The following is a 21928-nucleotide window of genomic DNA, read 5'->3' as shown; positions in this document are numbered from 1 at the left end:
GCCGCCGAGGGCCAGAATGAAAGCCGAACCCGCCGCTTTGGGCACAGGCGCTGCCGAAGGCCCGGATCCGCGCGTCGAGGCGCGTGCGGATATGCATCTGATGCGTTCGCTGCTCGTCGGCATCTTCATCTTTATGGCGATCTATGCGCTCTACTTCGCTCGTGCCTTCTTCATGCCGGTCATTCTGGCTTTCCTGCTGGCGCTGACGCTGACGCCGATCGTCCGCTTCCTGCGCAAACACGGCTTGCCCGACGTGATGTCGGCGACATTGCTGGTGCTGCTGTCGTTCTGCGTCGTCGCCGTCGCAGGATATCTACTCAGCGGGCCAGTCATTGATCTCATCAACAACACCTCGGTGATTGGCCAGCAGCTGACCGAACGGCTCGCGCAACTGCGGCGCCCTTTCGAAAGGATCATGGAGATTTCGCGGCAGATAGAGGGGCTGACGCAGACATCCCAGGAGCCGGGCGTTCAGAGGGTAGCCATGGCGCAATCCGGCCTTCTCCCGCAAGCCGCCAGCAATTTGCTGTCGGCAGGCACCAGCCTCATCATCGTCTTCGTCCTGTCGCTGTTCCTGCTCGCCTCCGGCACGATGTTCTATGAGAAGATCGTCGAATCCTTCCCTAGTCTCAGCGAAAAGAAGCGGGCACTGCGCGTCGTCTATGACGTCGAACGTGAAATCTCGCACTACCTGCTCACCGTCGCCGTCATCAATACATGCCTGGGGTTGTTCATCGGACTCGGCCTCTGGGCACTCGGCGTGCCCAACCCGCAGGTCTGGGGCGCGGCAGCGGCTCTGCTCAATTTCCTGCCCTATATCGGGGCGCTGATTACAATCACGCTTGTCACGATCATCTCGCTGATCAGCTTCGACAGCATCTCCTACGCACTGCTGGCGCCGGCCTTCGTGCTGTTGTGCGATACCGTCGAGGGCCAGTTCGTGACGCCGACGGTGGTTGGCCGCCGCCTCGAGATCAATGCGGTGGCGATCCTCATCGCTATTGCCTTCTGGTCCTGGCTGTGGGGTTTCGTCGGCGCGCTGATGGCGGTGCCGCTGCTGGTCGTCATCAAGGTGTTCTGCGATCATTTCGACAGCCTCAGCCATGTCGGCAATTTCCTGGCGGCGCAGCATACTGCGGTGGTTGAGGAAGAACTCATCGAGGAGACGAACAGCGCTGCAGCGCAAACCGGCGCGCGGCGTTTGCGGCGCCCGGATTGAATGCCTATATCGAGCTGGTCAAAGCTTGGCTCCCTTCCATGACCGATATCTCCTTCGACATCGACGCCTATTTCGCCCGCATCGGATACACCGGCTTGAGAGACGCTTCGCTAGAAACGCTGAAGTCGCTCCATCTCTTACACCCGCAGGCAATCCCGTTCGAAAATCTCGATCCGTTTCTAGGCCACCCGGTTCGTCTCGATCTCGCCTCGCTGCAGGAAAAGATCGTCGCTCGGGGTCGCGGCGGCTATTGCTTCGAACACAATCTCATTTTCATGCATGTGCTGAAGGCGCTTGGCTTCGCCGTCAGCGGCCTTGCCGCACGCGTTCTTTGGGGCCAGCCCGATGATGCCATAACCGCCCGGAGCCATATGTTGCTGCGCGTCGAACTCGACGGCCGAACCTACATTGCCGATGTCGGCTTCGGCGGACTGACACTGACAGCGCCGCTCCTGCTTCGACCGGGTCTCGAGCAAAAGACCCCACATGAGACATTCCGCATGGTTGAGACAGGCGATCATTTTCGGCTGCAGGCCAATGTCGGCGGCGACTGGCGGACAGTTTACCGCTTCGACATGCAGCAGAACTATGAGGTCGACTATTCGGTCAGCAACCATTTCCTGTCGACCCACCCAACCTCGCACTTCCTTTCCTCCGTAATCGCCGCACGAGCCTTGCCGGGCCGCCGTTATGCGCTCCGCAACAACCGGCTGTCGACGCATCATCTCGGCGGCCATACCGAGCAGATGGAGATAGCGACAGCCGCCGAACTCGCCGACGTGCTGGAAGGCCCGCTCGAGATCGCCATTCCCGACCGTGCAGCCTTCGAAGCTATGGCGCGACAGAAGAAAATCCTGGAGGCCTGAGACGCCATGACCCCTCTTTCCGCTCTCGACCTGTCGCCGATCGTCGAAGGCAGCAACGCTTCGCAATCGCTCGCCAATTCGCTCGATCTCGCCCGCCAACATGCCGGGCATCGCCAGCGCCGCCACCTCCATCGTCATTGCCCATGTCGCCGGCGGCACCAGGACGATACGCGTCGGCGGCGGGCGCATGTCCGGGAACCGGGATAAGTTCCGGAAGGGACCTCGAATTAAAAATGCCTAGAGCGTCCTTTGCGGCTGCTTGGACGCGCGGCGTCTGTTCAATTTTTTGAATTTGCGGCCGTGGCGGTCGCTTCCTACATCCCTCCCGTCCACAGGATCCCCGCCATGACCGCTCTTTCCGTTCTCGACCTGTCGCCGATCGTCGAAGGCAGCAACGCTTCGCAATCGCTCGCCAATTCGCTCGATCTCGCCCGCCATGCCGAGCGGCTGGGATACAAGCGCTACTGGCTGGCCGAGCATCACAACATGCCGGGCATCGCCAGCGCCGCCACCTCCGTCGTCATTGCCCATGTCGCCGGCGGCACCAGGACGATACGCGTCGGCGCCGGCGGCATCATGCTGCCCAACCATTCGCCGCTGGTCATCGCCGAGCAGTTCGGCACGCTTAACGCATTGCATCCAGGGCGCATCGACCTCGGCCTCGGCCGGGCGCCGGGCACCGACATGGGCACGGCGCGCGCGCTACGCCGCAACCTCGAGGCCGGCGCCGACAGTTTCCCGCAGGATGTCGTCGAGCTGATGGGCTATTTCCAGCCGGCCGAAGACGGCCAGCGCATCCGCGCCGTGCCCGGCGAGGGCGAGCAGGTGCCGATCTGGATCCTGGGCTCAAGCCTCTATGGCGCGCAGCTCGCCGCCATGCTCGGCCTGCCCTACGCCTTCGCGTCGCATTTCGCGCCGGCCGAGCTCGACCACGCGCTGGAAGTCTACCGCTCGCGCTTCCAGCCGTCGGAACAGCTCGACAAGCCCTATGTCATGCTCGGTCTCAATGTGTTCGCTGCACCCTCCGACACCGAGGCGCGGCTGTTGTTCACCTCGCTGCAGCAGGCCTTCGTCAATCTGCGCACCGGCCGGCCCGGCCGATTGCCGCCGCCGGTCGAGGGATATGAGCGCGACCTCGACGCAATGGCCAAAACAATGCTTGGCCAGGCGCTGTCCTGCGCCGTCGTCGGCGCCCCGGAAACGGTCAGGCAAGGCATAGAAGCGTTCGTCCGCCGCACCGGCGCCGACGAGCTGATGGTCACGGCGCAGATTTTCGATCACGCAGCGCGGGTGCGATCCTTCGAGATCCTGGCCGACGTCCATAAATCCCTGTCGGAAGCAGCCTGAGGTCTTAAGGCGCGTTACGCACTGACGCTTTGTGCGATCGCCCCCAAGGGCGCCCCCAGCGGCCGGCATGAATTGCGGATCATCAAGCGTCCCTTGAGCGCCAGCTTGCGTGGCGGCGCGTCCCTGTTTCCGGCGAGCCGGTCGAGCAGGAGATTGGCGGCCTGCTCGCCGATCGCCTGCACCGGCTGGGCGACCGTGGTCAGTTGCGGCTGGAACACGTCCGACCACGGAAAATCATCGAAGCAGGCAATCGAAATATCCTCGGGGCAGGACAGCCCGATGTCGCGGATCGCCTTCATTGTGCCGATCACCATCGGGTTGTTGGCCGAGAAGATGGCGCTCGGGCGGTCGTGCAGCGAAAGCAGCTGCATCGTCGCGTTGTAGCCGTCGACTTCGTGGAAGTTGCCGTAGCGAACGAGCTCGTTCTCGACCGGCAGGCCGGCGGCCTTGAGCGCCTCGCGATACCCTTCCATGCGGTCATGCATCGGCGAGATGTCGAACGATCCGGAGATGTAGCCGATCCGTCGGTGGCCGAGATCGATCAGATAGGTGATGGCGTCGAACACCGCGCGCTGGTTGTCGAGGACGACAGTATCGGTGTCGACGCCTTCGCAGACACGGTCGAGCAGCACCACTGGCACGTTCGCGTCATCGACAATTCCCTTGAGGATCGCGCCGTCGCCGACGCGCGCGACGATCAGCCCGTCGACCATCCGGTCGAGCAGCAGCCTGATCTGGTCGTCCTGCGTGTTCAGGTCCTCGTCCGTGCAGCACAGCATGACCGCGTAGCCGGCGCGATCGAATGCCTGCTGGATGACCGACACGACATCGGTGAAGAACGGATTGGTAATATGGGGAACGGTAAGCCCGATGGTGCGGGTCGTCCCCATTTTCAGGCTGCGGGCGATCGCGTTGCGCTTATAGCCGATGTCGCGGATCGCCTGTTCGATGCGCTGGCTGAGTTCGGGACTGACAGTAGCGGTGCCATTGATCAGCGCTGAGACGGTGGCGACCGAAACACGCGCCACTTGAGCCACGTGCAGCATGGTCGGGGCCGTGGACTTCCGCTGCTTTTTTCGCCCTGACGCCATCATTTTCGAAACGTTTCACCGCCTTCTGGCTGCAATATCTACGGAATCTTGCGGTTCCGCGCAAGAATTGAAATTCGTTCACCGGCCTCACCAGATATCAGCTTGACACGATCGAAACGTTTAGATTAGCGTTTGAGACGTTCGACGACGGCGGAAGGGAGGCCGATCTGTCATGGAGCATGGCAATTCCATCACGTCCGGAGATGATGCGGCTGCGGCCGGCCGCTCGGCTGTGGTGCTAAGCGCCGAGCACATTTCCAAGACGTTCGGTGGCATCGCCGCACTTGTCGATGTTGGCTTCGACCTGCGGCGCGGCGAGATCCATGCGCTGATGGGGGAAAATGGCGCCGGCAAGTCGACGTTGATGAAAATACTTTCCGGCGTCTACACGGATTACGACGGAACGGTGAACGTCGATGCCCATCCGATCCGTTTCGCCGGCGTCCGCGATGCCGAGCACGCCGGCATCGCCATCATCCACCAGGAACTCAACCTCGTCCCCGAGCTCAGCGTTGCCGATAACATCTTCCTGGGGCGCGAAAAGCTGATCGCCGGACTTATCGTCGACCGCAAGGCAAGCAGCCATGCCGCCGGTGCGCTGCTGCAGAGGCTCGGCATCGAGCTCAACCCGGAGGCGCGGGTCGGCAGCTTGCGCGTCGGCGAGCAGCAGCTGGTCGAAATCGCCAAGGCGCTGTCGATGTCGGCGCGCATCCTGATCATGGACGAGCCGACATCAGCGCTTTCGCCGGCCGAATGCCAAAGGCTGTTCCGGATCATCCGCCAGCTCGCCGACAGCGGCGTGGCGATTGTCTACATCTCGCACCGCATCGACGAGGTCATGCATCTGGCCAGTCGGGTCACCGTGTTTCGCGATGGACGCCACGTGCTGACCGAGGCGATGGCAAAGCTCGACGAAAACACCATCATTTCGGCGATGGTCGGGCGAAGCCTGCTTGCCTCTTCCCAGGAGGAGCGCGGCCCCAGCGGCAAGGTCGTCCTCTCCGTAAGCGGCTTGTCGCTATCCAAACCCGACCGCCACGGCTGGCGCACAGCGCTCGACGGCGTCGGCTTCGATCTTGCCGAAGGCGAAATTCTGGGGATAGGCGGGCTGCTGGGCTCGGGACGCACCGAAATCCTGGAGACCATCTTCGGCTCCAGCGGCGGACGCGCCGGCGGCGAAATCCGGCTCGACGGCGAGCCGGTGGAAATCCGTTCACCGCGCGACGCCCGCCGGCTCGGCATCGCCCTGGTGACAGAGGACCGCAAGACGCAAGGCCTGCATCTTCAGGCCTCGATCACCGACAATGTCGCGCTGCCGCTGGTCGGCGCACTGGCGCGGTTCGGCCTTCGCTCGCTGGCCGGCGAACAAGACCTGGCGCGGCACGCCGTCAAGACGCTCGGCATTCGCTGCGGGACCATCGAGCAGCCGGCCGGCACGCTGTCCGGCGGCAACCAGCAGAAGGTCGTCATCGGCAAGTGGCTGGCGACGCGGCCGCGGGTCCTGTTGCTGGACGAGCCGACACGCGGCATCGATGTCGGCGCCAAGCGCGAGATCTACGATCTCATCTTCAGGCTGGCGCGAGACGGACTCGCCATCGCCGTCATCAGCTCGGAATTGCCGGAGCTGCTGCATCTTTCCGACCGCATCCTGGTCATGGCCGATGGTCGCCAGACGGGGATCCTCTCGCGCGCGCAAGCCAGCGAGGAGGCCATCATGCGGCTTGCGGCGCCGCGACGGACCATGACGAGACCCGCAGCATGAGCATCTTGAACATCCTGTCCCGAACCAAGCTCTATTGGGGCCTGATCGCCATCTTCCTGATCGGCGTTCTGGGCTCGCCGATCAGCTCCAAGGGCAACAACATTTTTCTGTCCTACGGCAATCTGCTCGACGTCCTGCGCCAGGTGTCGACCACCGGCCTGATCGCCACCGGCATGACGGCGGTGATCATCACCGGCGGCATCGATCTTTCCGTCGGCTCGCTGATGGCGATCTGCACGGTGGTCTGCGCCATGCTGCTGACGGTTCCGGGTGTTACGCCGGCGGTGGTGCTGGGGGTGCCGACAGTTGCCGTGGTCGCCCTTTGCCTCGGCATCCTGGTTACCCGCTTCATCTTCCTGAACATCGAAAAATCCCGCGTCGGCTCGCAAGCCACGCACGACATCAGGCTGGATAGCGTTCGTGGGTTGGTCACACCCGGCATTGTCGGGGTGATCCTCTGCAGTCTTGTGCTGTGGTTCCTGCTGCCGCAGGTAGGCTCAAAATTCGGCGTGCTCGGCGTGTTGCTGGTGGCGCCTTGCGTCGGCTTGCTGTTCGGCGCGCTCAACGGCTTCATCATCGTTGCCGGGCGGCTGCAGCCTTTCATCGTCACGCTGGCGATGATGGTGACGGCGCTCGGCATCGCCCGGCTGACCGCCGGGCAGAACAATGCGGTGCTGCCGGTCTACACCGGGTCGAACGCCACCGCGGATTTCGAAATCCTGCGCTCGTTGGTCTTCGGCGTGATCCCGATGCCGGGCCTGTTCTTCCTCGGAGCGATCCTGATCTACGGCGCCGTGCTGCGCTTCACGCCGTTCGGCCGCTATGTCTATGCCATCGGCGGCAATGAAGAGGCGGCGCGGCTGTCCGGCATCGCCGCCGGCCGCGTCAAGATCGCCACCTACGCGGTATCAGGGCTGCTGGCCGGCGTGGCGGCAGTGCTTTACGTTGCGCAATACAGGCAAGGCAAGCCGGATGCCGGTGCCGGACTTGAGCTCGATGCCATCGCCGCAGTGGTCATCGGCGGCACCAGCCTGATGGGCGGACGCGGCAGCCTCATCGGCACATTTTGCGGCGTGCTGATCTTCGGACTGCTCTCGAACATCCTGCAATTGCACAACATCAATTCGAACCTTCAGCTCGTGCTGAAGGGGATGATCATCATCGGCACCGTGCTCGTGCAGGAGCGCAATGCCTTTGATCTTCTCTTCTATCTGCGCCTGTCTGGTGGAAAAGCGGCGCACAAGGAAACGACCGCAGCAAAGCGGCCGTCAAAAGAGACCCCGTCTCTAAATCTTGGAGGAAACAAGAAATGAAACGACGTGACATGTTGAAGCTTGCCGCCGTCACCGCGGCACTGCTGACCACGACCGCGCTTTTGACCAGCGGCAACGCATACGCTCAGGACAAGAAGTGGAAGATCGGCTTCTCGCAGGTGACGACCATCGAGCCGTGGCGCGCCCAATTCAACAAGGACATTTTGGCTGAGGCTGCCAAGCATCCGGAAGTCGAGCTGATCGTCACCGACGGCGAGGACAAGACCGAAAAGCAGGTCGCCGATGTCGAGAACCTGATCCGTCAGGAGGTCGACGCGCTGCTGGTGTCACCGAAGGAATCCGCCGGCTTGACCGGCGTCGTGCAGCAGGCGATCGATGCCAAGATCCCGGTCTTCGTGCTCGACCGCAATGTCGAAACCAAGGACTACACGCAGTTCGTCGGCGGCGACAACAAGCTGATCGGCCGGGCTGCCGGTGAATACGCCGTCGAGCTGCTCGGCGGCAAGGGCAAGGCCGCGGGCAATGTCGTCGAGATCTGGGGCGGCATGGGCACCCAGCCAGCACATGACCGCCATGACGGCTTCCATGAATTCACCGACAAGGAGCCGGGCATCAAATACCTGCTCGACCAGCAGTCGGGCGACTGGAAACAGGACCAGGCCTACAACATCATGGCCACGGCACTGCGCAACAACGAGAAGATCGACCTCGTCTATGGTCACAACGACCCGATGGCGTACGGCGCCTATCTTGCCGCCAAGGATGCCGGACGCGAGAAGGACATCAAGTTCATCGGCATCGATGGCCTGCCCAATGAAGGCGTGACGCTGGTCAACAATGGCGAGCTGACGGCGACCTTCACCTATGTGACGCCCGGCGCCGAGGGACTGCGGCAGGCGATCAAGTTCCTGAACGGCGAAAAGGTCGAAAAGACCATCACCTTGCCGACGGAGAAGATCACCAAGGAAAATGCCGCCCAGGTCCTGAAGGACAACGGCCTCTGAGGCACCGGAGACAGTGACATGAGGGACATAGCATAGCGCTGCCCCTCAACCGCCTGCCGGCACCTTCTCCCCGTATAGCGACGGGGAGAAGGAACTGGCCGCGGCGCCCGGCACCCTTTTTGCAACGCTGTTGATTGGCGAAACCGTCGATGACGGCATCTTTCTCCCCGTCACTATACGGGGAGAAATGTCCGGCAGGACAATGAGAGGCGGCGTAGACCGACCAAGTTCGCTCAGCCTCTGGGAGCCAGCGAGGGCACCGCTCAGGCCAGCTTGGCCAAAAGCTTCATGAAAATGGCGGCCTCCTTGGCGGAAAGCGGCGCCAGCGTTTCCTGCGTGATATCGCGGGCGATCGGGATCAGCCGCTCGATGGCATCCCGGCCCTCAGCGGTCAGATTGACCAGCAGGCGCCTTTTGTCGACCTCATGCTTGGAAAGCTCGACCAGGCCGCGCGCCTTGAGCCGGTCGATGACACCTTTCACCGTCGCCGCGTCCATGGCGATCAGGCTGCCAAGCTGGTTCTGAGAGGTCTCGCCGACGTCGTGCAATTTGGCCAGGGCGGCGAATTGCGGCGGCGTCAGGTCGGCGATGTGTGCTGCGAAGATCGAGACATGGCGCTGGTGCGCCTTGCGCAGGATGAAGCCAACCTGCTCCTGCAGGCGGTAATCGTTTTCGTCAGGCTCCTCCGCCTCGACCAGCTTGAGCTTGATGTCTTCGGCGCTCACCGCAGTCCGTCCCATGCCTTGATGTCCTTGGCCGCGAGGCCGCCCATGCGATCATGCACGCGCGGGCCGCAGGTCATGGCGAGGCAGAACAGGATCTCGTCGGGACGAGGCCCGTCGCTGATGCCGACCTCCATGGCATCGAAATGGCTGCGCACATAGGCGGCGTTGATATGGCCGAGCGGCACGTCGAGCCGCGCGCCGAAGGCGCCAACCTTCTTTGCCGATGGCACGATCGCCTTGGCGTCGCCGAGCCGCTCGCGCATGGCGTAGCCACCCGGCACATGCCATAGCGCGCCATGCTCCAGCTCGCCGGCGATACCGACGATGGCGCCCTTGCCGTAGCCGTCGATCTGCTTTACGTCGCCGCCCAATGCAGCGATGAGCTTGTCGGAGAGCAGCAGGCCGAGCGGCTTCAGATCGTCCATGGCACCCTGCAGCTCTTCCACGTAACGGCCGGCGAACGGGTTCTTCACCACCGCCATGGCCGCGGCGCGGCGGCGCGGCACCTTCGCCACCGGTCCGCCCTCGTGAAATACTTCTTCGGTCAGCACCGCAACCTTGCGGATCGCAAACTCAGGCATGGGCAATTTCCTTCCTTGATTTCTCATTGGGCGCAGCGAGCGCCATGGGACCGGCGATCCGTGCCTGACCGGCAAGGAAAAGCGCTGAGGCGGCAATCAGGCGATGTCGCCGAAAATCTTCGGCGACAGCAAGCCCGCTGTCCAGCGCAGCGGCTATTTCGCCTGATGAAAGCACGCCGACGCCCTGGGTGACCAGACGATCGCCAAGGTCGCTGTCGGGCGCCAGATCGCGCGCCGGCACGCGCTCGATGGCGGGATGACCGGGGAGATCGACGGCATTGGCGATCAAGGTCGCGGCGGCATCGGCTTCAGCACCCGTCCGCGCCAGCACGGTGACTGCGTTGGCGATGCCCAGCGAAAAGGAACGGCCGCGCCAGCCGCTCGTCGCGACGCCGCGGATCCCGTCTTCGGCGCGGATCGTGATACGGTCCGCCAGTCCATGACCTGTCCCGGCAATGGCGAGGGTCATGGACCGGCCGTTGCCGAGATGGATCGCGCTGTCACCGCCATTGTTGACATAGGCGCGATCGAGCCGGCGCCCGGCCAGCAACGCGCCAAGCATTTCGTCGGCTACCGAACCGGCGACGGCAGCCATCGGCGTGATGAATTGTTTCGCTAGCGGAACAACCGCCGCTTCCATGCGCCGCGCCGTCGGCCCAGCGAAAGCACGTGGCCGCGACGAAGCCGGACGGCGCAGTTCTGGGAGGTCGTCGACGATCTCCTGCAGGATTGTCTGGAACCGCGCCACCGCCTGGCTGTAGGCGGCGCGGCATTCGTCCGCATCGCCAAAAGCCTCGATGATCAGGTCGATCGGGCCATGATTGAGATGCAGCCGCCTGCCGTCCTCAAGCCAATGTGCCTGCGGGCCGTTCATCACCCGGACCCGTTGCTCGCGGCACGCCGCAACTGCGCCAGCGGCGGCCACGGATTGCTGGCCGGCGCGCCCGTGCCGCGGCGCGGATTGAGGTACTCACCGCCCTTGGCAAGAATATCCTCGACGCTGCGGATCTCAGCTTCGTAGCCACCGAGCCTGACATAGTCGTCGCGGCGCAGGGTGAACTCGATCGGCGCCACCAGCGCCGGCGTCGGCACATAGCCGAAGGCACCTTCCGGCACCCGGGTGACATCGACCATCAGCGTGATGCCGCCGCCCGGCCAAACATAGACCGGCGCGCCGCCAACGGTGACATAAGTCGTCAGGCCCTGCACCGAGCGGGTCAGATTGACCGGGTTCTCGGTGACACCGGCGCGCAGCGAGCCGCCGGCACCGCCGACGAACAGCACGGTGCACAGCGCCGGCTCGCAATTGTCCTCGATCAGGCCGACGGATTTCTGCAGCCGCTCCGGGAAGGGCTTTTGCACCGGCTTCAATTCATCATCGAGCTCGTAATAGGCGAACTGCTCGCCGGTGGTCGAGACCATCAGCAGCGACAGGCCGGGGCGGGCGCCCTTCTTAGCGTTCCATTCGCCGAGGATCGACAGCGGGTCGGAAATGCTGGTGCCGCCCCAGCCGAGGCCGGGCTCGGACACCTTGAAATAGCGGCCCGGCGTCGAACGGCGGCCGATGATCTTGATTCCGGTGTCCTGCCAGCCGAGCACCTTGCCTGCCTGATGCTCGGACACGACGCCGGTGATGTGGTCGTCGACCACCACCACCTCGTCGACCAGGTCGCGCCACTGGGTGGCGAACATGCCGATGGTGGCCGAGCCGCAGCCGACCCGCATGCGATGTTCGAGCTGGCCGTCGATGACCGGGGGCTTGCCGGCTTCGACGATGACCGTGGCACCGCCGTCGATGGTGAGCTCGACCGGCTTGCGGTTGCATAGATTAAGCAGCGCATCGCAGGTGGCGCGACCCTCGGCCTTGGAGCCGCCGGTCAGATGATGCACGCCGCCCAGCGACAGCATCTGCGAGCCATATTCGCCTGTCGTGACATGGCCGATTGCCTCACCCGCCGCGCGGACCGTGGCAGTCTCGGGACCAAGGTGGCGGTCGGTGTCGATCTTCACCTTGACGCCGCAGTAGGAGAAGATGCCCTCGGTGACGACGGTGACGAGATCGACGCCTTCGACCTCCTGGCTGACGATGAAAGGCGCAGGCTTGTAGTCGGGATAGGTGGTGCCGGCGCCGATCGCGGTGACGAAACGGCGGCCGGTGTTGACCAGTTCGCCGTCCCATTCTTCGCCCTCGGCGACAAAAGGCACAACCACAGCGCCGGTCTCGGCCGCATGGTCGAGGATGGTCAGCGGATCCATCCGCACGATCCTGCCGCCGACATTGCCGTAGCGATCACAAGCGCCGGTGCGGCCGTCTGATATATAGCACATGACCGGGCAGGCATCGCAGCGGATCTTTTCCGCCACTTGCTTCTCGCCGGGATCGTGGGTTTCGAAGCGTTCGGCTAGCTCGCTCATCGGCCCGCCTCCTTGTCGCGGATCGCAGCGCGGATGCGACTCGGCGTCGCCGGAATTTTGGTGACCAGGACGCCGGTGGCATGGCGGATGGCATTGAGGATCGCGGGCGCCGTCGGGATCAGCACATGCTCGCCCAAGCCCTTGGCGCCAAAGGGTCCTTCCGGATCCGGAACTTCGATCAGGATGGTCTCGATCGGCGGCACGTCGCCGATGGTCGGGATGAGATAGTCGTGCAGATTCTCGGTGCGACCGGGAATGTACTCCTCCATCAGCGCCATGCCGATGCCTTGCGCGATGCCGCCCTCGATCTGGCCTTCGGCGAGCAGCGGATTGATCGCCTTGCCGACATCATGCGCGGCGGTGATCTTGATCAGCTTCACCGTGCCGAGCTTGAGGTCGACCTCGAGTTCGGCGATCTGTGCGCCATAGCCGTAGACGGCATAGGGCTTGCCCTGGCCCTTGGCGTCGAGCGGCAGCGTCGGCGGGTCGTAGCTTTCCTCGGCACGGAAGACGAAGCCGTCAGCATCGGCCTTCAGCGTGGACAGATCGATATGCCGCGTCGCTTCGCCCTCGCGGATGACCAGGCTTGTGCCATCCAGAGCGATCGCTGCCTTCTCCGACACATTGGCGAAGCGCAGCATGATCTCGCGCAAGGCGCCGCCGGCCTTTTCGGCGGCCTTGCCAGTGACGAAGGTCTGGCGCGAAGCAGACGTCTTGCCGGCATCGGGCGTGATCGCCGTGTCGGCGCTTTTCAGCCGGAATTTTTCGAGCGGCAAGCCAAGCGCGTCGGCGCAGATCTGGGCAATGACCGTGTTCGAGCCTTGCCCGATATCGACGGCACCCTGATGCAGGACGACGTCGCCGGTGGCGGAGATGCCGACTCTGATGGTCGATGGATTTGGCAGCGAGGTGTTGCCACAGCCATACCAGCAGGAGGCGACGCCGACGCCACGTTTCCTGCTGTCATTGGCACTGTTGAATTTTTCGGCATCGGCAAGCGCGCGCGTCCAATGCGGCCGCAACGCTTCGAGGCACTCGGCAATGCCAACGCCTGCTTCCAGCCTCTGTCCGGTAACCGTTTCGGAGCCGTTACGAAGACAGTTTTTCAGGCGAAAATCGAGCCGGTCCAGCCCAAGCTTTTCGGACAGCTCGTCATAGAGTGTTTCCTGCATGATCGTCGCCTGCGGCACGCCGAAACCGCGGAAGGCGCCGGAGATCGGGCCATTTGTGTGGATGGCGCGGCCTTCGGCACGGTAATTCGGCGTCGCATAGGGACCGGAGGCGTGCACCGGCACGCGGTTGGCGACGGTCGGGCCCCAACTCGCATAGGCGCCGGTGTTGAAATCGCCTGCGAAGACCATGCCGGTGACGCGGCCATCGGCATCGGCGCCGATCGTTGCCTTCATCTCGGCGGGATGACGCTTGGTGGTCGAGATCATCGATTCGTTGCGGGTATAGGCGAGTGCAGCCGGCCACCCGGTCTTCATCGCGACCAAGCCGATCAGCGGCTGCAACGAGACGTCGAGCTTGGAACCGAAGCCGCCGCCGGTGGCTGTCGGCACGATACGCACCTTGTCAGCGGCAAGGCCAAGCACTTTTGCCACGTCGTCGCGATCCATGTAGGGCGCCTGCGTGCAGGCGACGACGACGAGCGTGCCGCCATCCATATAGGCATGGCCGGCTTCCGGCTCGATATAGGCGTGCTCGACATAGGAGGTATCGATGGCGCCGGAAACCACGAAAGCCGCGCCGGAAAGCGCGGCTTCGGGGTCACCGCGCTCGACGAAGCCAGTGGTGAGCAGGTTTGCCGGCCGGTTCTCGTGGATCAGTTGCGCGCCGCCGGCTTGCGCCTCGCAAGGCTGCAGAAGGTATGGCAACTCGGTCCAACGAACAGGAAAATCCGAAAGATCGAGATCGAGGATGGCCTCGCGCTCGCCGGCAACCAGCGCCACTGCCTCGCCGCGAAAGCGCGAAAAGCCTTCGGCCAGCGCCGGCTGGTCGGCAAAAGGCGCAATGACGCCGAAGCTGTTCTTTCCCGGAATGTCGGCAGCGGTGAAGACGCCGACGATGCCGGGACGGGTTTTCACCCAGGCGTCGAGATCGCCGAAGGCGAAGCGGGCGTGATGATGCGGCGAGCGCACCACCAGCACCGCCAGCGCATCGGCCGGGAAGGAATCCCCGCCGAATTTTTCGCCGCCGGTGACTTTCGGCAGGCCGTCGAGCCTGATCGGAGAGGAGCCTACAGCATGGCCTGAGATTGGCATTCTGCGGTCAAGGTCGAGATCGAGCCGCTGAAGTTGGTGCTGCCCCTCACCCTTACCCTCTCCCCGTGAAAGACGGGGAGAGGGGGACGCCAGCGCTGGAGCTTCGTCCTTCTCCCCGTCACTGTACGGGGAGAAGGTGCCGGCAGGCGGATGAGGGGCAATGCCGTCCGTCGATAGTTCGCTCGCGAACCGTCCAGCATCCATCACCGCCGCAACGATCTTCCGGTACCCGGTGCAGCGGCACAGGACGCCGCCCAGCGCATCCTGGACTTCGGTTTCGCTCGGGTTCGGCTCCCTGTCCAGCAGCGCGGTTGCCGCGATTAACAGGCCGGGCGTGCAGATGCCGCATTGCGCGGCGCCATGGTCGAGGAACGAAGCTTGCAGCGCCGACAATCTGCCATTGGCGAGCCCTTCGACCGTGGTCACCACGGTGCCAGCGGCAGAAGCCACTGACATGAGGCAGGCGCAGACGGGTTCGCCGTCGACAAGCACCGTGCAGGCGCCGCAGTCGCCGGCGTCGCAGCCGATCTTGGTGCCGGTCAGGCGCAATTCGTCGCGCAGCACCGAAGAGAGACGACGAACCGGCGGCACGCAGACAGAAACGGCGGCGCCGTTGACCTCGAAGGCGATGTCGGCCCGCTCCATGCTCATGCCAGGCTGAGCTTTGCTCATGCCGCCACCGCCTTGTCATTCGATGCGTGACCCGCGGCATCAAGCACGGCGCGGGCGACGATCTCGCGCACGGCGTCCAGCCGGTATTCGGCGCTGCCGCGGACGTCGCCGATCGGCGACAGCTCGTCCATCGGCGCGGACTGGATCGCAGTGACGAGGGCGTGGTCAACCGGGAGGCCGCGCAAGGCTGCTTCGACACTTGCAAGACGTTTGGCGACCGCTGAACAGGAGCCGACGGCGACGGCAGCGTTGCCGACGATGCCGTCCTCAACGGTCAGACGGGCGGCCGCCATGGCTATGGAAATGACGAGATAGCGACGGGCGCCGAGTTTCACGAAAGCCGACGTGCCGGCGGAGGCGTTTTTCGGCACGCGGATGGCGGTGACCATTTCGCCCGGCTGCAGTTCCGTGCGGCGGTTTCCCAGGATGAATTTTTTCAGCGGCAGATGGCGGGCCATCGCTGCCGAGCGCAGCTCGACCTCGGCGTCGAGAATGAGCAACGCCGGCACGCCGTCGGCGGCCGGAGAGGCATTGCAGAGATTGCCGGCGATGGAGGCGACGTTCTGGATCTGCACGGAGCCGACTTCCCGCGCCGCCTGCTTCAGCGCATCGAACGCCGCCGGCAGCGGATGACGGACAAGATCGGTCCAGGTCGTGCGCGCGCCGATGACCCAATGGTCCTCGGTTTCGGCGATATCGCGCAGCGTTGCGAGACCGTTGATGTCAAGGACATTCTCGCGGAAAGGCTTGGCCCCTTGTGCCGGGTAGAAATCGGTGCCGCCGGCAAGGATGCGCCACGAAGCCTCGCCAAGCAAAGCGAGAGCCTCGTCGACGGTGGTGGGTTTCGCGTAACGGATCACGCTTTGCCTTCCCAGAAATAGGGATCCTTCCGGCATTCGGGCCGGTCAAATTCATTCGTATGCAAATGATATCAAGCCGGGAGGAATTGTCAAAGCCAGAGTTTCGGGCCGCTCTCCGCATCGGCGCGGCGGCACGCATTTGTTATACCGTTGGAGGTTGACGCAGCCGGCCATCTGGTCGAGTTTCTGCATCCGGTCGCGTCCAGCGGCATTTTTCGGTGGAACCTGGCTTCGAACACCGGATTCCACGTTTCGGCAGACTTCCGGTTCGGGTCATGCCTCCGGACAAACAAGAGGGAGGCCCATGGCCGACGAAGCGCTTGTCATCATCGACCTGCAGAACGATTTCTGCCCGGGCGGCGCGCTGGCGGTGGCCGGCGGCGACGAGATCGTGCCACTGGTCAACGACCTGATCCGGCGGACCGAACATGTCGTGCTGACGCAGGACTGGCATCCCGCCGGCCATTCGAGCTTTGCCTCCAGCCATCCCGGCAAGCAGCCGTTCGAGACCATCGAGATGCCTTACGGCCAGCAGACGCTGTGGCCGGACCACTGCATCCAGGGCAGCCTAGGCTCGGACTTTCACTCCGGCCTCGCCTGGACCAAGGCCGAACTGGTCATCCGCAAGGGCTTCCGGCCGGCGATCGACAGCTATTCGGCTTTCTTCGAGAACGACCATACGACGCCGACCGGCCTTGCCGGCCATCTCAGGGAGCGCGGCATCGACACGCTGACCCTGGTTGGTCTTGCGACCGATTTCTGCGTCGCCTTTTCGGCGCTCGATGCGGTCAAGCAGGGCTTCCACACAACAGTGCGGCTCGACGCCTGCCGCGGCATCAATCTCAACGGGTCCGTCGAGACGATGCTGAACCGGATGCGTGATGCCGGCGTGACGCTGGCTTGAACATCACCAATCGCATCCGACACAATTCCAGAGGGGGCCTTATGCGGTTTGCGGCGGCTTTGACGGCGGGCGCTGTGGTGGCAGTCGCAACCCTGCTTCCGGACATAGCGCTCGCAGCCGAGGCCCACGAGTTGCCAGGCGAAACAATGTCGCTGTGGTGGGCGCTTCCCTTTGCCGGCCTGCTTCTGTCGATCGCCACCGGGCCATTGCTCTTCCACCATGTCTGGGAGCACCACTACGGCAAGATCACCCTCTTCTGGGCGGCGCTTGTGGTCGTGCCGCTGGCGGTTGCGTTCGGCATGCCTTCGGCCACGGAAGCGGTACTGCATGCGCTGCTCACCGAATATATGTCGTTCATCATTCTTCTGTTTGCGCTGTTCACCATTTCGGGCGGCATCCTCGTCGCCGGCAACATCCATGGCACGCCGCTGGTGAATGCCGGACTGCTGCTGATCGGGGCGATGCTCGCCTCGGTCATCGGGACGACCGGCGCCTCGATGATCCTGATCCGGCCGATCCTGCGCGCCAACGACAATCGGCCGTTCAACGCCCATGTCGTCATCTTCTTCATTTTCCTGGTGTCCAACATCGGCGGCTCGCTGACGCCGCTCGGCGACCCGCCGCTGTTCGTCGGCTTCCTGCGCGGCGTCGATTTCTTCTGGACCACCACCAATCTCTATCAGGAGACACTGTTCGTCGGCGGCCTGGTGCTGGCCGTCTTCCTGGCCATGGACATGGTCCTGCATCGCCGCGAGGACGGCGCGCCAAAGATCAAGGATCCGACACCGGATACGAAGGTGCGCATCCGAGGCCTGGCCAACGTCCCGCTGCTGGCCGGGGTGATCGGCGCGATCCTGCTTTCCGCGACCTGGAAGCCAGGCGTGGCTTTCGCCGTCCAGGGCGTGAGCCTCGAATTGCAGAACCTCGTGCGCGACACCATCATCCTGGCTCTTGCCTTCCTTTCGCTGGCGGTCTCGCGCAAGAGCCACAGGGAGGCGAACAACTTCCACTGGGAGCCGATCGCCGAGGTGGCGAAACTGTTCGCCGGCATCTTCATCTGCATCGTGCCGGTCATCGCCATTCTCAGGGCCGGCCCCGACGGCGCGCTGGCGCCTCTGGTCTCGCTTGTCAGCTCGCCCACGGGCGAGCCCAACGACCTTGCCTATTTCTGGATGACCGGAGCGCTGTCATCCTTCCTCGACAATGCGCCGACATATCTGGTGTTCTTCGAGCTCGCCGGCGGCGACCCGCAGCATCTGATGACCACCTTCGCATCGACGCTGGCGGCGATCTCGGCCGGCGCAGTGTTCATGGGCGCCAACACCTATATCGGCAATGCACCGAACTTCATGGTCTATGCCATTGCCAGGCATCGCGGCGTGAAGATGCCGGGCTTCTTCGGCTACATGGCATGGTCGGGCGCGGTGCTGATCCCGATATTTTTGCTTGCAGGCTTTTTGTTCTTCGGGTGACTACCCGACACCGACATAGCGACGGACCGCCGACGGATCGGCGCGGAGCTCCTCGACATCGACGGTCTCGCGGTTGCGGCCGTTCTCGATGAACGAGACCCGGTCGGCGACGGACAGCACTGCATCGACCCGCTGCTCGACCAGGATCGTCGAGACGCCAAGGTCGCGCAGCTTCGACACCGTCTCACGGATTTTTGCGATCATCGACGGCATCAGCCCTTCGGTCGGCTCGTCGAGCAGAAGCACCTCCGGTTCGAGGCACAGTGCCCGCGCCATGGCCAGCATCTGCTGCTCGCCGCCGGACAGTGTGCCGGAGCGTTGTCTCAGCCGCTGGCGCAGCAGCGGAAAAAGGTCGAGCACGTTTTCGCGCGTCGTCTTGCCCTTGCTGCGGGCCCTCAGGCCGATCTCGATGTTTTCCGCCACCGTCATCTCGGCGAACAGCCGCCGGCCCTGCGGCACATAGGCGACGCCGGCCTTCGGCACGTCGTGCGCCGGCAGGCCGGTCAATTCCTTGCCGTCGAGCCTGATCGAGCCGGCACGTGAGGGAACGAGGCCCATGATCGCCTTCAGCGTCGTCGTCTTGCCGGCGCCGTTGCGGCCGAACAGGCAAAGCACCTCGCCCTTGTTGAGCACGAGGTCGAGGCCATAGAGCACCTGGACCTCGCCGTAGAAGCAGTCGAGCCCGGAGATGGTCAGTGCTTCAGACCGTGTTTCAGTCATGGGGTCGTCCCGAGATAGGCGTCCTGCACCTCGGCGTTGGCACGGACCTGCTCGGGCGTGCCTTCGGCCAGGATCTTGCCGGCGTTGAAGACGGTGATACGGTCGGCAAGCTGCATGACCACCGGCATGTTGTGCTCGATCAGAAGCACGGTGGCGCTTTTGGCGATCTCGCGCACCAGCCCGATGAAATTGTCGATCTCGCTGTCGGCCAGCCCCTGCGTCGGCTCGTCGAGGATCAGCAGACGCGGCTTCAGCGCCAGCCCCATGGCCACTTCGAGCAGGCGCTGATGGCCATAGGACAATTGCCCGGCCGGCATGTGGGCGCGGTCGGCAAGGCCGGTGCGTTCCAGCGCCGCCATGACGCCGGCATGCACGGCGCCTTTCGAGCGGCCATCGGTCAGCGTGCGCTGCACCGGCAGCGCGACATTGTCATAGGCGGTGAGATTGGCAAAGACGCTGGTGATCTGAAACGTGTAGGCGATGCCAAGGCGGACCCTGGCGTAGGCCGGCAGGTTGGTGATGTCGGCGCCGTCGAAGACGATCATGCCCGAAGACGGCTGGATGCGGCCGCTGACCAGGCTGACGAAGGTGGTCTTGCCGGCGCCGTTGGGGCCAATGACGGCGCGAATCTCGCCCGGCATGAGGGCGAAATCGACACCGTCGACGGCGCGCAGGCCGCCGAAATTGCGGGACAGGCCTTTGGTCGTCAGCAGCGGCATCATGGCAGCCATCCTAGCCAACGTTGGCGGATGGTGCCGAGGATGCCCTTGGGGAAGAACAGCATCAGCAGGATGAGGGCGATGCCGACGATCAGCAGGTAGGCCGAGGTGTAGCCGCTGGTGATGTCGACGACATAGTACATGAACAGCGTGCCGATCAGCGGACCGAGCGTGGTGGCAGCACCGCCGAGCAGCACCCAGAGCAGCGGCAGGATGGAATATTGCACCGAGGCGAAAGTCGAGCCGACATAACCGAACAGCAGCGCGTAGGCGGCGCCCGAGGCCGCACAGATGGTGCCGGAGACGACGACCGCGGCGAGCTTGTTGGAAAACGTGTCGTAGCCGAGCATTTTGGTCCGCTCCTCGTTCTCGCGGATAGCGACCAGCACACGGCCATACCTGGAGCGGACGACGGCGAGCGTCACCAGGAGCACGATCGAGAACAGGACGAGCGCGCTCATGTAGCGCACGGTCGGATTGGTGAGGCCGAGCGACGTGTTGCCCAAGACAAGCACACGCGCCGACTGCGGCACCACCAGGCCCTGGTCGCCGCCGGTCCAGGCGGCGAAATAGAGGATTATGAGGTAGAACACCTGCGCGAACATCATGGTGACGATCATGAAGGCGACGCCAGACGTGCGCAGTGCAAGCACCCCGATCACCAGCGCGAGAAGCGCGCCGCAGGCAAGGCCGGCGGCGAAGGCGGCCGGCACGCTCCAGCCGAGATGGATGACGGCAAGGCCTGCGCCATAAAGCCCGGCCGAAAAGAACATGGCGTGGCCGAGGCTGAGCAGCCCGACATAGCCGAACAGCATGTTGTAGCCCATGGCGAAGACCGCCAGCACCATGATGCGGGCGAGCAGCCCGTGGTGATATTCCGGCAGGACGAAGCTTAGGGCAAAAAGCAGGGCGATGACGCCCAGATGCAACGCATAGACTTTTGCCGGTGAAGCCTCCTTCATCGCGATGCCGTCCCGAACAGCCCTTGCGGCCGGAACACCAGCACCATGGCAACCAGCAGCGTGGCGATGATCTTGGCCAGCGTCGGCGAGAAGAACACCGAGATAACGCCGTCCGACAGGCCGATGAGCACGGCGGCGACGACGGTGCCGCGCAGCGAGCCCAGCCCGCCGATGATGACGACGATGAAGGACAGCAGCAGCGGGTCTTGCCCCATCAGATAATGCGCCTGGCTGATCGGCACGATCAGCACCGCGGCCACCGCCGCCAGCATGGCGCCGAGCGCGAAGACGCCGGCATAGACGCGGTCGACCGGAATGCCGAAGGCCTGCGCCGTCTCGCTGTCATATTGCGTGGCGCGCATGACGAGACCGATTTTCGTACGCGTCAGCACGAACCATGTCGCGACAAGCAGAAGCGCGGACGCGGCGATGATCGACAGCTTGTAGCCGGAATAGCCGAACCACGGCAGAAGGATGCGGTAGCTGAAGGGCGGCTCCACCGGCCGTGCCTCCGGACCATAGAAGGTCAGCGCCAGTTGCTGGATGATGTAGAGCATGCCGATGGTGGCGACGATGGTGGCTTCCGGATTGTAATTCAGCCGGCGCAGCACCAGCCGTTCGGCGACCAGCGCGATCAGGCCGACGATCAGCGGCGCCAGCACCAGGGCCGCCACGAAGCCGAGCGCCGGATGACCTGATATCGCCGTGGAGATCGCCCAGGCAAGCACCGCGCCCAGCATGAAGAACTCGCCATGGGCGACATTGACGACGCGCATGACGCCGAACACCAGCGACAGGCCAAGCGCCGTCAGCGCCAGCACGGCGGAGGTGACGAGGCCTTCAAGGGCGGCGAGGAGGAGGTGGGGTCCGAAGTGCATCGGTTATATGCCCATGGCCGGTGCGAGGCGCACCCCCCTCTGGCCTGCCGGCCATCTCCCCCTCAAGGGGGGAGATCGGCTGGCATCATCGGTTTCGCCAATCGCCAAAGTCGGTAGGCAGCCGCCTTCGTACGAACTGCCAATCTCCCCCCTTGAGGGGGAGATGTCCGGCAGGACAGAGGGGGGTGACTTG

The 21928-nt window shown here is 64.0% G+C and carries 20 protein-coding genes; 9 read left to right on the top strand and 11 right to left on the bottom strand.

Annotated elements, in window-relative coordinates; genetic code table 11:
* Nucleotides 1–16 precede the first annotated feature (16 nt).
* From RPG13_RS07345 to RPG13_RS07330, 4 genes are all read left to right on the top strand, one after another.
* Complete coding sequence (locus RPG13_RS07345; RefSeq protein WP_292504637.1) at nt 17–1219, top strand: AI-2E family transporter; 1203 nt, start codon at nt 17–19, stop codon at nt 1217–1219.
* A 38-nt stretch (nt 1220–1257) separates the two neighbouring features.
* Nucleotides 1258–2085, top strand: a complete 828-nt coding sequence (locus tag RPG13_RS07340; RefSeq protein WP_292504640.1) for an arylamine N-acetyltransferase family protein — start codon at nt 1258–1260, stop codon at nt 2083–2085.
* Nucleotides 2086–2091: 6 nt separating this feature from the next.
* The gene (locus RPG13_RS07335; protein WP_442921332.1) at nt 2092–2292 is read left to right on the top strand and encodes a hypothetical protein; all 201 of its coding nucleotides are present in this window, start codon (nt 2092–2094) and stop codon (nt 2290–2292) included.
* Nucleotides 2293–2430: 138 nt separating this feature from the next.
* Nucleotides 2431–3432, top strand: coding sequence for an LLM class flavin-dependent oxidoreductase (locus RPG13_RS07330; protein ID WP_292222257.1), 1002 nt, complete (start codon nt 2431–2433; stop codon nt 3430–3432).
* A 14-nt stretch (nt 3433–3446) separates the two neighbouring features.
* On the opposite strand, the gene RPG13_RS07325 is transcribed toward RPG13_RS07330, so the two are convergent.
* Complete coding sequence (locus RPG13_RS07325) at nt 3447–4478, bottom strand: LacI family DNA-binding transcriptional regulator (protein ID WP_292222259.1); 1032 nt, start codon at nt 4476–4478, stop codon at nt 3447–3449.
* A gap of 217 nt (nt 4479–4695) precedes the next feature.
* On the opposite strand from RPG13_RS07325, the gene RPG13_RS07320 reads away from it, so the two are divergent.
* From RPG13_RS07320 to RPG13_RS07310, 3 genes are read left to right on the top strand one after another with little or no spacing between them, the layout of a single operon-like run.
* Nucleotides 4696–6285, top strand: coding sequence for a sugar ABC transporter ATP-binding protein (locus RPG13_RS07320; RefSeq protein ID WP_337124763.1), 1590 nt, complete (start codon nt 4696–4698; stop codon nt 6283–6285).
* Nucleotides 6282–7598 (top strand): ABC transporter permease, encoded by a 1317-nt coding sequence (locus tag RPG13_RS07315; protein ID WP_337124762.1) that lies wholly within the window; start codon nt 6282–6284, stop codon nt 7596–7598. The genes RPG13_RS07320 and RPG13_RS07315 overlap by 4 nt, the downstream gene beginning before the upstream one ends.
* Nucleotides 7595–8563: a substrate-binding domain-containing protein gene (locus tag RPG13_RS07310; RefSeq protein WP_128286067.1), complete on the top strand. Its 969-nt coding sequence runs from the start codon at nt 7595–7597 to the stop codon at nt 8561–8563. The genes RPG13_RS07315 and RPG13_RS07310 overlap by 4 nt, the downstream gene beginning before the upstream one ends.
* A gap of 263 nt (nt 8564–8826) precedes the next feature.
* Here RPG13_RS07310 and RPG13_RS07305 read toward each other — a convergent pair whose 3' ends face one another.
* From RPG13_RS07305 to RPG13_RS07280, 6 genes are read right to left on the bottom strand one after another with little or no spacing between them, the layout of a single operon-like run.
* Nucleotides 8827–9288, bottom strand: a complete 462-nt coding sequence (locus RPG13_RS07305; protein ID WP_127291489.1) for a MarR family winged helix-turn-helix transcriptional regulator — start codon at nt 9286–9288, stop codon at nt 8827–8829.
* Nucleotides 9285–9869, bottom strand: coding sequence for an amino acid synthesis family protein (locus RPG13_RS07300; protein WP_292646329.1), 585 nt, complete (start codon nt 9867–9869; stop codon nt 9285–9287). The genes RPG13_RS07305 and RPG13_RS07300 overlap by 4 nt, the downstream gene beginning before the upstream one ends.
* Nucleotides 9862–10743, bottom strand: coding sequence for a UPF0280 family protein (locus RPG13_RS07295; RefSeq protein ID WP_292646332.1), 882 nt, complete (start codon nt 10741–10743; stop codon nt 9862–9864). Before RPG13_RS07295 ends, RPG13_RS07300 begins: the two co-directional genes overlap by 8 nt.
* Nucleotides 10743–12284 carry a 6-hydroxynicotinate reductase gene (locus tag RPG13_RS07290; protein WP_292646335.1) on the bottom strand — a complete coding sequence of 514 codons (1542 nt, stop codon included), beginning with the start codon at nt 12282–12284 and terminating at the stop codon, nt 10743–10745. Before RPG13_RS07290 ends, RPG13_RS07295 begins: the two co-directional genes overlap by 1 nt.
* Nucleotides 12281–15220 carry a molybdopterin-dependent oxidoreductase gene (locus RPG13_RS07285; RefSeq protein WP_337124761.1) on the bottom strand — a complete coding sequence of 980 codons (2940 nt, stop codon included), beginning with the start codon at nt 15218–15220 and terminating at the stop codon, nt 12281–12283. Before RPG13_RS07285 ends, RPG13_RS07290 begins: the two co-directional genes overlap by 4 nt.
* Nucleotides 15217–16080: an FAD binding domain-containing protein gene (locus RPG13_RS07280; RefSeq protein WP_128241610.1), complete on the bottom strand. Its 864-nt coding sequence runs from the start codon at nt 16078–16080 to the stop codon at nt 15217–15219. The genes RPG13_RS07285 and RPG13_RS07280 overlap by 4 nt, the downstream gene beginning before the upstream one ends.
* A 304-nt stretch (nt 16081–16384) precedes the next feature.
* Between RPG13_RS07280 and pncA the strand changes: the two genes are divergently transcribed.
* The gene (gene pncA / locus RPG13_RS07275) at nt 16385–16984 is read left to right on the top strand and encodes a bifunctional nicotinamidase/pyrazinamidase (RefSeq protein ID WP_126104078.1); all 600 of its coding nucleotides are present in this window, start codon (nt 16385–16387) and stop codon (nt 16982–16984) included.
* Nucleotides 16985–17025: 41 nt separating this feature from the next.
* A complete protein-coding gene (locus RPG13_RS07270; protein ID WP_337124760.1) occupies nt 17026–18456 on the top strand; it encodes a sodium:proton antiporter in 1431 nt (476 codons plus the stop codon).
* Here RPG13_RS07270 and RPG13_RS07265 read toward each other — a convergent pair whose 3' ends face one another.
* From RPG13_RS07265 to RPG13_RS07250, 4 genes are read right to left on the bottom strand one after another with little or no spacing between them, the layout of a single operon-like run.
* A complete protein-coding gene (locus RPG13_RS07265; RefSeq protein ID WP_337124759.1) occupies nt 18457–19176 on the bottom strand; it encodes an ABC transporter ATP-binding protein in 720 nt (239 codons plus the stop codon). It lies immediately after the preceding gene.
* The gene (locus RPG13_RS07260) at nt 19173–19898 is read right to left on the bottom strand and encodes an ABC transporter ATP-binding protein (protein WP_128241613.1); all 726 of its coding nucleotides are present in this window, start codon (nt 19896–19898) and stop codon (nt 19173–19175) included. Before RPG13_RS07260 ends, RPG13_RS07265 begins: the two co-directional genes overlap by 4 nt.
* Entirely contained in the window at nt 19895–20857 is a 963-nt protein-coding gene (locus RPG13_RS07255; RefSeq protein WP_337124758.1) for a branched-chain amino acid ABC transporter permease, read from the bottom strand. Before RPG13_RS07255 ends, RPG13_RS07260 begins: the two co-directional genes overlap by 4 nt.
* Nucleotides 20854–21735 (bottom strand): branched-chain amino acid ABC transporter permease, encoded by an 882-nt coding sequence (locus tag RPG13_RS07250; protein ID WP_127291275.1) that lies wholly within the window; start codon nt 21733–21735, stop codon nt 20854–20856. Before RPG13_RS07250 ends, RPG13_RS07255 begins: the two co-directional genes overlap by 4 nt.
* Nucleotides 21736–21928: the final 193 nt, after the last annotated feature.

It is taken from the genome of Mesorhizobium sp. ISC15 (assembly GCF_037162615.1).
In the GTDB taxonomy this organism is placed as follows: domain Bacteria; phylum Pseudomonadota; class Alphaproteobacteria; order Rhizobiales; family Rhizobiaceae; genus Mesorhizobium; species Mesorhizobium mediterraneum.
Note: the sequence above shows the minus strand (reverse complement) of the source record. Positions and strands in the feature narration are given on the sequence as shown.